The following is a 15,140-nucleotide window of genomic DNA, read 5'->3' on the forward strand; positions in this document are numbered from 1 at the left end:
AGGATGGATCCGATCCCCACCTGGGTGAAGTATCTCTTCCTCGCTCTGACCGGGGTGCCCTGGCCGGCGGCGGACGAGAAGGTGATGCTGGCTCAGTCGCTGGAGTCGGAGAAGATGGCCTCCCAGCTGTCCGGTCCGATTGCCGGTGACATGGCCTCGGCCCTGCGGGCCCTGCAGGCTGCCACCCGGGGAAAGACCGGCCGGGCGATCGAGCGGGCGATGAGGCAGTTCATCGTCGACAACCCGCGCTACATCGAGGTCGGGGAGCAACTCTTCCGGGGCAATGCCAAGGGCCTGCGGCAGATGGCCTACAAGGTCGAGTACATGAAGCACATGGCCGTGCTCACGCTCGTCTACCTGATGATCGAGCTGATCAAGGCCGCCATCACAGCATTCTTCACCGGAGGGGCGTCGGCGGCGGAGGCGGCCGCGGCGCGGGCCGCGGCCCGGACGGTGATCGAGCTCCTCCTCCAGAAGCTGCTCAACGCGATGAAACTCATCGCGCACATGACGGTCTTCCAGGTAGGTCTCGACGTCGCCTCCCAGCTGTGGTCGATGCTCGAGCACCCGGACGACTACGAGTGGGACACCGGCTCGACCCGGGACTCCGCGATCATGGGGGTGGCGGCCGGCGCCTTCGTCGCCGGTGCGGTCATCCCCGCCGTCCGCGGAGCTTTCGGGAGCATCGAGAATGCCCTGATCAAGGCCGGATTCGACCAGGCCTCGGTGAAGAAGTGGTCAGGTATCCTGTCGGCGCTGGGCATCTCGGTGGCGGGGGAGACCCTCGGCGGCGGGATCGGTGGTGCGGCGGCCTCGGGCGGCCCGATCGAGCTGTCCCCGTGGGACGCGGCCGCCGGTGCGTCCGAGACCGCGAACGAGCTGACGGGCAACAAGATTGGTAAGGGCGCCCGGAATTCCTTCGGCGACAAGGGCCTGAACCCGGACCTGCCCGATCTCGACAACATCACGGTACCGACACCGGGCGCGGGAGCCGGGAAGAATACCGATCCGGCCGGCGGCCTCAAGGGTTCCGGGGGAGGGCCGGGCCGGAAGGGAAGCCAGACCGGCAGTCAGGACGAAAGCCAGACCGGAAGCCCGAACGGTGGCTGGAACGGCGGTTGGGGCAGCGGTCCGAACAGTGCCAGTGGTCTGAACGGCGCGGGTGGTCTGAACGGCGCGGGTGGTCCGGGTGACGCCTTCGTTGCGCCCAACCTTGATCTCCAGCTCACACTGGACCAGATCGAACAGGGGACGTTCACCTGGGGTCAGGCGTTCTCCGGCCAGTTCGCGATCACGGGGCCGGAGATCGGTGTGGACGTCGTCCCGCTGGCTGTCGGCGCAGTAGCACGACCGGCGGTCACCGTCGATCTCCCCGGTGAGCAGGACTTCACGGCACCCGACTTCACGGCACCCGACTTCACGGCACCCGACTTCACGGTGCCGGGCCGGTCCGGCACCTTCGAGACAGTCCTGACCACCACCGACCCGGTCTTCAGTGACTCATCGTCCGTCACCTCGTTCGACAGCGTGTCCGTCGACGGAACCCCCGATCCGGGCGACCGTTCCGCCCGCACCCTGTATCTGCGTCCCGCGCCGGACGGTTCGGTGTTCACCCTCGACCAGGCCGTCCAGATGCTCCAGGACGTTCCACCGCCGTTGCGCCCGGTCGCCTACGACGTGGACACCTCGTTCGGCTGGGCCGCGGCTGACCTCGAGACCCGGATTCCCCCAGCCGGTTCCGTCACCCCGGCCGATCCGCTCCTGCTTCAGGACTACCCGGGCGTGCGGACGGTCGACCCCGGTCTCCTCGACCGTCGTGTGCCCCGGATCGGCAGCGTCGACTCGGTGATCACGATCAGCCGGTCGCTGGCCGAGAACGGCGGTCAGGTCCCGTCCACGCTGACTGCGCCGCCGTCGATCACGACGGCCGCCCCCGTCCACGCCGCGGCCACCACCCAGAACCTGCTCACCTGGCAGCAGCAACAGCTCGGCCTGGATGCCGGTCAGTCCGTGCCGGTGTTCCGCGGGGAAAACCTGACGTTCGTCCAGCAGGCGATGGCCGCGGCGCCGGTCGGGTCGCAGGGGACTGTGGTGTTCCAGGTTCCGGGTGATCCGGCCGCCCACGCCGTGAACGTGGTGGTGGACAGCCAGGGCGTGCGCTTTCTCGACGGCACGCGGGGCGGCCTTCCCCGCATCCCGGAAATCGCCGGGCCCCTCCACTTCCTGCCTCTGACCCCGGGTCTCGCGGTGCCGGGAGGCATCCCCGTGGCGCCGTCCGCCCTGCCCGAGATCCAGGTCGGCGATGACGTTCTCGGCCATGTGCACTCCCAGGTGGTGAGCCAGTTCAAGGATCTGGTCAACCTCCCGGCCGCCCCACCGACCGTCGAAGAGGTCCGGACGCAGCTGTACCAGACCCAGAAGGACATCCGGCTCGGCGAGGTGTCCGGTATCCGCTCCACCCCGGACCTGGGCCGCGAGATCCTGCGTCGGCTCGGATACGAGCAGGGCCTCAAGGGCGGGGCGCCCCTCGACCCCGCCGCCGTCCCCCGGACCGGTGAGTCCTCCACCCAGAAGACGCCCGTGCCACCGATCCCGGCCGACCTCCAGCCACCCGAGGTCAGGGTCCGTGACTTCGCCTTCGACCCTCAGCCGGAGGCGCCGGCCGACCTGGAGCAGCCTGAGGTCAGGGTCCGTGACTTTGCCCTCGACCCTCAGCCGGAGGCGCCGGCCGACCTGGAGCAGCCCGAGGTCAGGGTCCGTGACTTTGCCCTCGACCCTCAGCCGGAGGCGCCGGCCGACCTGGAGCAGCCCGAGGTCAAGGTCCGCGACTTCGCCCTCGACCCCCCGCCGGTACCGGTGGACACCAAGGGCAAGGGGGTGGCGCCCGACCCCGCCGCTCTCCCGCCGGCCGTCCAGACCTTCGGCTCCGGCCGTGACGGCACCCGCGGCATGGTGCACATCCAGCCGCCCCCGCCGGCCGTGGTGACGGCGGTGCAGGACGCCGTGATCGCGAAGATCGGCGGGAGCCGGGGTCCGGACGCCTCGCTGACGCAGGACGTGCGCACGGTGGTGTCGGCGCGCTGGTTCCAGACCGGGCAGGAACAGTGGCTGTCGGGCACCGGTTTCCTGGTCGCGATCGAGCACCAGGGCCAGGTGCGGTACGCGATGGTGCGGGGGGAGCTGGAGAACGGGCACCTGGTCGATCCGGGGATGGACGAGCTGACGGACGGTCCTCCGGTGTCGGTGCAGCGGTGGCAGTTCAGCACTCCCGAGCTGGGGAACACCCAGACCGCCTCGACCCTGCGCTCGTACAGCTACCCTCACGCGCACACCTTCGGGATCGACAGCGAACGGGCGCCGATGCTCCAGGAGATCACGCTCTCCCTGCAGCCGATGCTGACGATGAACCAGACCACGCGCACGGCCACGACCGGCACCAGCGTGCAGGCGTTCAGCATCCTGCGCAGCCGCGAACGCACCTGGCACTACCAGTTCTCGAGCAAGTGGCAGATCCAGATGCTGGACCGGCTGTCGGACCTGACCAGCGGGCAGCCACTGCCGGACGGCCGGTGGGAAGACGTCGCCGTCGCCCCGCACGCCGACAGCGACATCTCCGTCTGGTTCCCGAAACACCTCACGCAGCCGGTCACCGTGACCCGCGGGCAACTGCCGACGATCAGCATGCTCGAAGACCTCCCGCTGTTCGGCGCGGAGAACTTCCCCCGGGCCGAGATGATCTTCCAGGACGTCGCCGAGGGTTTCCGGAGCCGGCTCGGCGGTCTGTCGGAGACCTCCTGGACCGATCTGCGGAACTTCCTCGGCGACGGCGACCTGCGCAGCAACTTCCCGCTGATGCTGTGGGGAGGCAAGGCTCCCTCGCCGATCCTGACCACGCAGGCCGGTACGGCGGTGGGGTACCTGCGCGTCGGGGCGCGCCTGGCGTTCGAGTTCAACCCGACCGAAGCGCCACTGCAGAACGGAGTGCTGGAGGCTTACATCGTCCGTTCGCTGAGGGCCCTGCTGAGCACCACGACCACCAACGCCTCGGGGCTGGGGGCCGACCTCACCTTCACCATCGGCCCGAAGAACGGGCCGGCGATCGGGCAGGTCACGGTCGGGGCCAACGGGCAGTACCAGTTCTCGTACAGCACCAACTCCGGTGGCTCGAGCAACCGGCTGGTGCGCTCGCTGAGGACGGCGAACCTGATTCCCCGGGTCACGGCCAGTTTTCATCTGGACGTGGAACTGGTGACGCCGGAGGGCTCACCGAAGCGGCCGGATCCGGGGTCCCGGCTGGCGGACGGGACCCGCACCTACGAGGTCGTGCTCCAGGTGCCCGAGCGCAGCGCGATGCAGCCGGCCGCCCCCGGGGCGAACAACCCGGCCACGACCGGCGACCGGTATCTGCCGCAAGACCTTCTGCACCTGCGCACGCTGGGCATCTCCACCACACCGGTCGCGGTGAACGGGACGGCCGGACTGGTCACCTGGGTCGAGAGCGCCCTGCGTAAGCACGGTTTCCTGCCGGGGACGGGTGAGGTGGGCACCCTGCGCCAGGCGGGTGAGTGGATCGCCGACAACCCGGTGTCGCGGGCGGTCCTGGGGCCCGACCCGGTGGCCACGGCCCGGCTGCGCAACCAGCAGAAACTCGACCAGCTCGGTGGCCGGGCGGGACTGCGCAGCAGCCTGGACGACGCCATCGAGGGCGGTGCGATGACGGTGTTCGAACTTCCGGGACCGGCCGGGATGCAGAAGATCTCGGTCACGCTCGAGACGGTGCGCCGCTACCTGCCCGGGGGCGACCACCTCGGAGTGGAGCACCAGCGGTCCGCCCCCCGCATCCAGACGCTGAACTTCGTCGGGTCGACCATGCCCGGCGACGAGCAGTTCAGCCGGACGCCGTTGTCGTGGAACGCTCACGCGTCCGGTAGCGGGCACACGGGTACAGCGGCACCGGGACAGAGGCAATGGGACGAGGGGGCCGAGGCCGGGGGCCAGATCCAGCACCAGCAGAGCACGTCCGACGTCACCGGATCGAGTCTCGGTACCGGGCACGAGTACTACCTGCTGAGCCCGGCCGCCCAGGGCAGTGAGTTGTTCCAGGTCCCGGCCACGCACACGATGTCGATGGAGTTCTCCTGGGGCGGATCGCCGGACACCCGGACGGTGAACGGCGAGGTCAAGCTCGTCGTTCCGACCTTCCGCACCACCACCCAGCCGTCGGTGGGAGCCCGTCCGGTGCCGGTGGTGCCCCGGGGGGTTCGACCTCTTGACCGCACAGTGCTGGAACTGCGGGTGCCGAAACTGCCCGCACCCCCTCACCGGGTCAAGGTCACTCCCGCGCAGCTAGTTTCGCTGAAGACGGCGGGACTGAGCCGGGACCAGCTGGCCGGGCTGCACGACATCGAGCTGACCGACGGCCAGGCCCGGGCGCTGGACCTGGTGAAACTGAAGCCGGAGCAGTGGGACTCCCTCGACGCGCTGGGCCTGCCGCTCGCCGATGTCGCCGGTCTCAACCAGCTCGGGTTCACCCCGGACCGGATCCGGCAGCAGGGGCTGGGCGACGTGACGCTCGCCCGGGTGGCGCTGGACCAGGGGCTGATCGCGCCGGACGAGGTCACGGAATCGGGTCTGGACGGCATCACGCTGGACCAGGTGGCGCAGCTCGACCTGGGCTGGCTGACCTCAGGACACCTCGACGGCCTGCGCCTGGACGGGCTGCTGCCGTCGCAGCTCACCGGGCTCACCGGGATCGGCCTCACCGGAGAAGAATTCGACGCCGCTCCCGGGACGAACGCCGAACAGAACCGGCAGCTGCTGGATCTCGGGGTCACACCGGCCCAGCTGGTCCGGGTGAACCTGGCGGGGCTGCCGGTGGACCAGGCGCTCTCCCTCAGTCTGATCACCGGGGCTCTACCGCAGCCCGGCCTGCCCGACCTGGCCACGATGCCGGCCGCGCAGATCGCCGAGCTGAACCTGGCCGCCCTGACCCCGGCCGAGCTGGGCCGGCTGAATCTGGTGCGGCTCACCCCGGCGGAACTGGGCACTCTCAACCTGGCCGCCCTCAGCGTCGCCCAGCTCACCGCGATCGACCTGACCACGTTCAACCAGCTCCAGCGCGACGCCCTCACCCTGATGGTGATCCCGGAGAGCGCCCTGACCGACGTGGTGGCGGGCAGCGGGGCGGTGCAGAAGCTGATCCGCAACGGACTGGAACAGCCGCAGGCCCTTTCGGAACCGGGGAGCTGGCTCTCCGGCCTCGTGAAGGGCACCGCCCGCTGGGTCTCCCACACCGGTCCGGGCGCGTGGACGAAGCAGTCCCTGACCGGCGAGTCGCTCACCGGCCAGGCGTCCGACCCGAACCTGATGCTGCAGACGGCGACCTCGTCCGAGCACTTCCACGCCAACCCCCTGCGGATCTTCCGCGACGCGTACGTGGTGGAGGGCGTCTTCAGTTCCGGCCTCCTGGCCGGTACCGAGGTCACCTTCGTGATCGAGGGGTACCTGAGTCAGGGCGAGGCGCTCGACGCCCCGCCACCTCTGGACGGCGAGCGCTGGCTGCAGTCGACCACCGCGAACTCCCGGGGGTTCACGAAGACCGGGCTCACCCGGGGCGGCCCCACCGGCGTCCGCTCGACCGGGGTCTTCCGTCCCGGGGGCGGCTACCAGTTCGGGCGGGGCGGGCAGCACGGTGAGCTGACGAACGACAACACCAGCACGATGCGCGTGACCACCGAGGACACGGTGGACGCGCACTGGTTCCGGGCCCACGCCACCTACGTGGTGACGATGCACAGCGGTCTGTGGAACGTGCCGGTGACGACGCTGACCGAGCTGGGATCGAAGGCGCTGGTCTCACTCGCCTCGTTCCTTCCCGAAGCGGTGCGACCCCAGGGACAGGTGCGCGGCTCGCGTTTCCAGGGAGCGATCGACGTGCCCGGCGGGGCGCAGTTCTTCCTGGTCGACAACGACCTGGTGAACTACCCGCAACTGGCCGACCTGGTGCGTCAGCGCGACGCCGGCAAGGTCGCGCGCCCCCTGCCGGTCGCGACCACCTCGAACCTGCGGCTGCCCTCGTCCTGGTTCGTGAACACCGGCGGTCAGCTGGGTCCGGGCACGGTCACCGAGGTCCGGATGGCCGGCGGGAGCCGGGCGCTGTACGACCAGGTCGTCGCCGTGGCCGAGAGCGTCGCGCCGGGAGTGACGCAGCCGGGTGGGCCGTACTACACGCCCGGGGTGCTGACCCGGATCAACGAGTACGCCACCTCCCTGGGCGCGCGCACCCTCATCCACCACGGGCCGCAGGGAAAGGTGCAGTTGCGCTTCGTCTACCGCTCGTGGCGGGGCCCACAGATGGTAGTCGTGACCCTGAACGCGCGGCCCCGGCTGCCGCTGGGGAACGTGATCGGCCGTCCGGTCAACGTCGTCGACATGAGCAAGGCCGGTCACCTGCTCTCGGCGCCTCCGGTGATGAAGACCAGCGGTGGGGTGGACACCGTCATCTCGCACATCGGATCGCCCGGCACCAATACCACTGCCCCACGGCGCACCCGGATCACTGATATCCAGACCCGCACCCAGGAGCTGAATTTCAAGCCGGGCGCCAACATCGGTGGGCACACGTTCACCCCGTCGGCCACCGGCCAGCGGCGGCTGGACGTGGCGCGCATCCAGAACTCGACCCGGGAGAACCGCACCTGGACCCGCACGATGGTCAACACCGGCGAGTTCGTGGTCGGTTACGACATCACGGTCGAGGCCCGGAACGAGCAGATGATGCATGCCCTGCTCACCCTCGCGGTCCAGATGGGGGCCATCGCCACCCTCACCGGCTTCGGCTGGGCGGCCGACATCGCCTACCTGGCGGCCCGCGGGTTCGTCCGTACCCTGACGGCCGTCAGCCGGCTCCGGGACCTGGAGGCGAACCGGACGTCCACCGTGACCGCCCCCGCGACCCCGCCGGTGATCCGCGCTGACGCGGTGCTCCGCATCTCGAACGCCGAAAGTTCACCGGAAGGTGAGGTCTCCACCCCGCTCATCACCACCCCGGCGCTGTTGAGCACCGATCCCCGCCCGGCGCCGGTGGTGGTCACGGGCAATCCCGGCGACGCGGTCATCCAGATGCAGGACTTCTCCGGACTGCTCGCCCCGGAACGGCTCTGGCGGCCCCGGCGGCCGGTGCAGATCTATCACGTCGACGACATCGCCCTGCTGGAGCAGGCTCTCGTGGAGGTGGACCCGTCCTGGACGCGCACGCACGTGCCGGGTGCCTCCTCCTCCAGCGAGGGCATGTACATCCGGCTCAACCAGTTCGTCGATTCCGGCAGTCTGATCACGACCGACCCGGCGTCGACGGCCTCGTTCCTGTCCGCGCCGGGGGCCCGGGGTACCCAGATCCAGATGCTGCTGTACTCGCCCGAGGTCGAGCGGAGCAGCCGCGACGTCGCGGTCGACCGGATCGAGGTGTCCAACGACGGGGTCACGAACACCACGACGCTGTCCAATGTCACCAGTCTCACGACGGCGACGGGGATCAAGAAGAACGCCGAACGGACGGGCCCGACCCTCTCGATCCTCGGGGGCACCAGCGGCGCCGGAGACGTCAGCACCTCGAACACCCAGCGCCGCGAAATGATTCGTTTCGGGACGCCGATGGAGATGTCTGTGGGTGGGCTGCGGGGCAACCGGCTGAAGTCCGCGGTGCTGTTCCGGGTGGTCGGCCCGAAGGGCACCCGGTTCGTCCTGTCCAACATCCTGTTGCGTTCCACCGAGACGCCTTTCGTTCCTGCCCCCGGTCCGGGCTTCGCGATCCCCGGCTTCGGTGACGTGCTCGCCGAGGTCAACAGTCAGTACGACTACCTGGTCGGGCGCACCCGCGATCGAAGCGCCCCGGCAATTCCTGACGGCATCACTCGCCGGAAGCCGACGCCCGAATTGGTGGCCCAGCACCTGCTGGACCTTCAGAACGCGCCGGTGCCGGGGGTTTCGTCGAGCATCGAGAAGGCGAAGCAGATCCTGGACCGGCTGGGCTGGCCGCAGCGGCTGCGGGGTGGGGCACCGGCCACGCGGGTGACGGCTACCTCGGTGGAGTCCGGGCCGGTGGCTTCAGGTTCGGGGCAGTCGGGTTCGGGTCCGTCGGGTCCGGTGGTGTCCGGGCCGACACTGAGCCGGCTGGCGGGGGCGGTCGGTGCGGTCGAGCTGGCGATCGAAGAATGGGGGACGCATCCGGCCTCCGGTAACATCGATGGTCCCGGGGCTGAGCGTGGCCTGGCCGAGCTGGAACTGGCCGTGAGCGAGCTGGAAGACGTCGTCCGGTCCCTGGAGACCGGCCAGGACAGCGAGATCTCACCGGAACCGATCCTGCCGCCGGAGCTGGCAGCCAGTTTCGGCCTGGACCCGGACGGAACCGAGAGCATCGGTGAGGAATCCATTAAGGACGATGTTGTCAGCATCGCCGGTTCGGTCACCGGGCAGGCCGTTTCCCGGATCGGGAGGGCCGTCACCGCGATCGAGCGTTCCGCCGATCTGCTCCAGGCCCGGCGCGAGGCCGGCGGGGTCCTGGGTAGCGAAGCGACCGGCGTGATCACCGACCTCGCCCACCGGGTCGCCGAGCTGGAGGCGGCCGTCGCCGGTCTGGAGACTCTGAACGCGGGTCTCGACGACACCGGTTCCGAGGCCGGGCGGGTGTATGTCCAGGACGGCCGGGACGACCTCCGGATCGAGGAGCTGCCCGAATCCGACTCCGGGACCGCCCCGCCGTCTTCTCCCGAGGGCCCGAAGATCACCGAGATGCCGCAGCCCGTACTGAGCCCGACGGTGATCTCGTTCGGCCAGAATCGCGACGGGGCCCGCCCGCTCTCGTTCGCCTCGGTACCACCGGAGATGGCGGCCTGGCTGCGCGACCAGGTCGTCACCGAGGTCGAGCGGAACCGGGGATTCAGTGCGGAATTCCGGAAGTCCGTGAGCGAGGTGCTGACCGACGCCTGGTTCCAGCGCAAGGCCGGGCCGCTGGCGTCGCGGGCGGGCATGCCGCTGCCGGTGACCCACCGGGGCCGCAAGTACCCGGCGGTGCTGCGTTTCGTGACCAGCGACCCGCGGCTGGAGGAGTCCGGTCTGAACGACCTGCCGGACGGCCCGCCGGTCGGGGTGCAGCGCTGGATGTTCGGGCAGCCCGAGCTGGGCAGTGTGTCGTCGTCGGGCAACATGCGCGGCGGCCGGTACCAGTACTCGCACTCGTTCACCGTGGACGGGTTCCCGCACCTGCGCCGGATCGTGCTCACCCCGCAGTTCACCGTGGTGATGAACCAGCAGACCCGGCAGATCACCACGTCGGTGAGCGTGCAGGCCTACACGATCATGCGCAGCCGCGAACGGTCGTGGAAGTACAGTTACCGCATGCAGTGGCAGCTGCAGATCCTGAACAGCGGCTTGCCGGAACTGGTCTCGGGGCAGTCGCTGCCCGAGGCGGACTGGCAGGCGCTGACTCCGGCGGCGAACGAGCTGACCTCCGACCCGCGGATGTCGGTCTGGTTCCCGAAACACCTCGCGGTATCGCCGGACACGCTCGACCCGACGCCACCGATGCCGGAGCTGACGATGCTCGAGGACACCCCGGTGCTCGGGGTGGAAGGACTGCCGAACGTCGGCGTCTTCTTCGACGACCTGGCCGACTCGTTCAGCGACCAGCTCGCGTCGCTGTCCGACACCTCCTGGGAAGACCTGCGCAACTTCTTCGTCGCCGAGGACCAGCTGCCCGGCCTCGTCCCGCTCATGCTCGAGGGCAACACCGCGGGTACGCCCCTGCTGTACACCCGGGCGGGCACCGTCGTGGGCTACTTCCGGATCGCCGTGCGCCTGCTGGACGAGCTGACCCCGGCCGGGCCGCCGGTCGGCAACGGCATCCTGGAGTCGTACGTCGTGCGGTCCCTGCGCAGTCAGCTGGCGACCACCACCACGAACGCCTCGGGCCTGACCGTCAACGTCGGGTTCCTGTTCGCCCCCGAGGGACAGCAGACGCCGGTCGGCCAGTTCTCCGTCGGCGGCGGCACCGACTACGACTACGTACACACCCTGACCTCCGGAGGCAGCGCCCGGGTGGTGCGCTCGCTGCGGATCGCCGGGGTGATCCCGCGGGGCGTCACCCGGCTGAGTTTCACCGTGACCCTGATGCGTCCGGAGGGACCCGCGCTGCCTCCGCCGGCCGGTTCCCGGCTGGACGGCGGCACCGCCTACCCGGCCACCCTGCAGGTCCCGCCGCGGGCCGCACTCACCGGACCCCGCGAGACCCGTTACCTGCCGCCGGAACTGCTGCATCTGCGGTCGCTGGGCATGTCGACCACGCCGCTCGACGTGACGGGCACCGAGACCTTGTGGGACGAAGTGGAGACGTTTCTGCGGGAGAAGGGTTTCCTTCCGGGCGGTCCGGAGATCAGTGCCCTGCGGGCCCTGGGCGAGCACCTGACCGACAATGCGGCGGTGCGCACGGTGGTCGGCCCGGACCCGGTCGCGGCGGCGCGGTTGCAGAACCAGAAGAAGCTCGACCAGGCGCGCGGGCGGGCCGGCCGGCGGGCCGGGCTGGACGACGCCATCGACGGCGGCGCTCTGACGGTGTTCGAGATGCCGGGGACCTTCGACAGCTACCGGATCTCCGTCACCCTGCACACCCGACGCCGGTACCTCGACCCGGCCGATCCGGAGGTGGGCGTGCGGCAGGGGCTTCCGATGCCGAAGGCCCAGACCCTGAACTTCGTCGGCTCGACGGTGCCGGGGGAGGAGTCGTTCAGCCAGACCCCGTCGGACTGGAACGTCGGGGTCTCGGCCCAGGGCACGGTGGCGGACGCCGGCCACGACGTACAGGTCATCGCCCCCGGTCACGCGGGGGAGGGAGGGGAGGCCGGCGACGGGCTCGGCGGCACCGGGGGTTCGGCCGCCTCCGGTACCGGCACGAACTTCAGCTGGAACTACACGCACAGCGGGAGCCGGGCCACCGCGCGGAACTCGGCCGCCGGCACCGGACACGAGTACTACCTGCTCTCGCCCACCTCGCAGGGCACGGAACGGTACGAGGTGCCGGTCACGCACCGGATGACCATCTCGTACGGCTACGGCAGCCCACGCCGGACCGGGCCGCACCACGGCGTCGCGAAACTCGGCGTGCCGACGTTCCGGACCACGACCACGCCCTCGGGCGCTCCCCGGCCGGTGGCGCCGACGCCCCGCGCGGTCACGGCCCAGGACCGGACCCGGCTCGATGCCACGACCCCGGCCCAGGCCCGCGCCGCCGGGGTGCTGATCCTGCCCGAGACCGCGCTGGTGGACCGCGTCGAGGGAGCCGGAGCCCTGCAACGCACCGTCCGCTCCCTGCTCGGCGTACCGGACGGCACCCCGGGCGTCCCCCTGAACAGCCCGGCCAGCTCCACCAACCCAGCCACCTCGTCCACCAACCCAGCCACCTCGTCCACCAACCCAGCCACCTCGTCCACCAACCCAGTCACTTCGTCCACCACCTCGTCCTCTGTCACCCCCAACTGGCTGTCATCGGTGCTGGACGGGGTCGGCGGCACCGGCCGCTGGATCCGCCGCTCGGTGGTGGGGGAGAGCCTGACCCGCGAGGACTCCGTGGCCCAGGAGGTGATCCAGACCGCTCTGTCCCCGGAACACCTGCTGGCCGGGGAGTTCCGGTTGTTCCGGGACACGCTGGTGGTCGAGGGCGTGGCCACGGCCGGCTGGGCGCTGGGCCAGGACGTCCAGATCGAGATCAGCGGTTACCTCACCCAGGGGCGGGCCCTGCCCGAACCCCCGAAACTCGACGGCGAGCGCTGGCTCCAGTCGATCGTCACCCATTCCGAGGCGAAAACCGTTTCCCGGGCCGGGCACACCGGCCCGTCGATGTCGGGGTACCCGGACGACCCGGTGCTGCTGACCGGGCAGTACCAGGCGGGGCGGATCGGCCGGCGCAGCGAGGTGCACAGCGACAGCACCTCCGTGATGCGGGTGACGGTGGAGGACGACGTGGTCAGCCAGCGCTTCCTGGCCCGGGTGACGTACGTGGTCACGGTGCGCACCGGGTTCCGGAACCTGATCGGCTCGCAGGTGCCCGGGCTCACCGCGCCCGCGGCCCGGAGCCGGGCCGTCGACCTGGACGAGGCGGTGGAGTTCTACCTGGTCGAGAACGACCTGCAGAACTACCCGGACCTGGGCCGGCTGCCCGGGGCCCGTCCGGCCCTGACCCCGGCGCCGGCGATGACGCAGCAGCTGCCCACCTGGTACGTCGCGAGCGGCGGGGAGATCGGGTACGGCACGGTCACCGAGACGAAGCCGGCCGGTGGGCGCCGGGCCCTGGAGAAGGCGATCCTGCGGCGGCTGCTGCGGGTGGCGCCGGGTATCACCCGTCCTGGTACTTCCACCTATGCGCCCGGTCTGCTCACCCGGATCAACGAGCACGCCTCGTCCCTCGGGCAGCGCACCCTGGTGAACGCCGGGCCGAACGGGAAGGTCCAGTTCCACGAGACCTACCGTTCGTGGTCCGGCCCGCGGACGGTCACGATCACCCTGACGGCACGTCCCCGGAACCCGGCCGGCCTGGGGAGCCTCCGAGGCCGCGCGGTGGCTGTCGGAGGCATGGACAACGTGTTCTCGCACATCACCGGTTCCGGAACCGCTCTGCGCGACTCCGGCCCGACTCAGGTGGGGACCACATCGTCCCGGTCCCACGCGTTCAGTCTCCGCGGCGGCATCCTCCGGGGTGAGCACTCGCTGACGCCGTCGGCGAACGCCAGCCGTCGTGTCGACCTCACCCACCTGCAACGCTCCAACCGGGAGACCCGGACCTGGCAGCGGAGCATGCACGACTCCAGCGAGTTCGAGGTGCCCTACGACTTCGACGTGAGCGTCACGAGCGAGATGCGGTGGCGGGCCGTGCTCACCGTGGCCACCCAGCTCGCGGTCACACTGACCCTGCTCGGGATGCCGCACCTGGTCGGACGGGTGCTGCGGGTGGCGGCCGAGGCCATCGTGCTGTCGGCCGCGTGGCGGGTCACCGACGGCAACCTGGTCACGTTCACCTCGCCGGTGCTCGACCTGCTGAGGACGATGTCGGACCGGGAGACGGTCGGCGCCGACGTGACGATCCGGTTCAGCAACCAGGAGACCGCTCCCGACCCGGTGACCCCGAACGTCCCCGCCCCCCTGCTGCTGGACACCGATCCGCTGAGCGCGATCCCGGCGGTCCAGCAACCCCCGTCCCCCGGAAATGGTGACGTGGTCATCAATCTCGATCCGGTGCCGGCGCCCTGGCGGTCTCTGCTCAACCAGCCGGTGTGGCAGCCGACCCGGCCGGTGCAGATTTACCGGTTCGACGGCATCGCGGAACTGCGCCAGGTCCTGGTCGAGGTGGGCGGCACCCGGCTGCGCAATTCGCTGCCGGAGACGAACGACTCCAGCGAGGGCATGTTCCTGCGGCTGAACCAGTTCGTCCACGCCGGTGACCTGACCCTCGTCCGCCACCCCGCCACGGCTCCCTTCCTGTCCGGGCGGGGAGTCTCGGGCGTCTCGATCGACCTGGTGATGTACGGCGCGGTCCCGGTGCGAGACAGCCTGAACGTGGCGATCGACCACATCGAGGTCAATAACGACGGCGCGGTCGACCAGGTCAGCCGCTTCCGTAACGAGAACCTCTCGTTCTCCGGGATCTTCGGCTTCAGCAGCGCCGACCACGCCGGTTTCACGATGCCACTGCTGGGGGAGACGTCGTCCGTCGGCGACACCTGGGTGCTCAACAGCCAGCGCCGGGAACTGCTGCGGTTCGGCACGGCGATGACGGTCGGCGGCGAGGGGCACCCCAGCTTCCGGATGAGCGCCGGGGCCCTGGTCCGGGTGCGCGGCCCGCACGGCGAACGGTGGCTGCTCAGCCCGATCCTCCTGCGTTCCACCGAGCTTCCGGTGCACCTGCGCCCGCCCCGGGTAACGCCGGAGGTCATCCGGCCGACCAGCATCGAGGAGGTGGACGAGAGCCCCGAGGTGAGTTTCGAGGAGGACCCCGAGGAGATCAGCCGCGAACCCGTCCCCGACGGGAGCTGGGCCTGGGGCGGCCCGGCCACCTGAAGCTCTCCTTTTCCGAGAGCATGCTCTCGATGAAGGAG

General features: G+C 70.3%; 1 protein-coding gene. It reads left to right on the forward strand.

Going from position 1 to position 15,140, the window contains the following annotated elements:
* Positions 1 to 3 precede the first annotated feature (3 nt).
* A complete protein-coding gene (locus LR393_RS02375) occupies positions 4 to 15,102 on the forward strand; it encodes a WXG100-like domain-containing protein (protein WP_231481265.1) in 15,099 nt (5,032 codons plus the stop codon).
* The last annotated feature ends 38 nt before the right edge of the window (positions 15,103 to 15,140 follow it).

It is taken from the genome of Kineosporia mesophila, from assembly GCF_021129235.1.
Lineage (GTDB): Bacteria > Actinomycetota > Actinomycetes > Actinomycetales > Kineosporiaceae > Kineosporia > Kineosporia mesophila.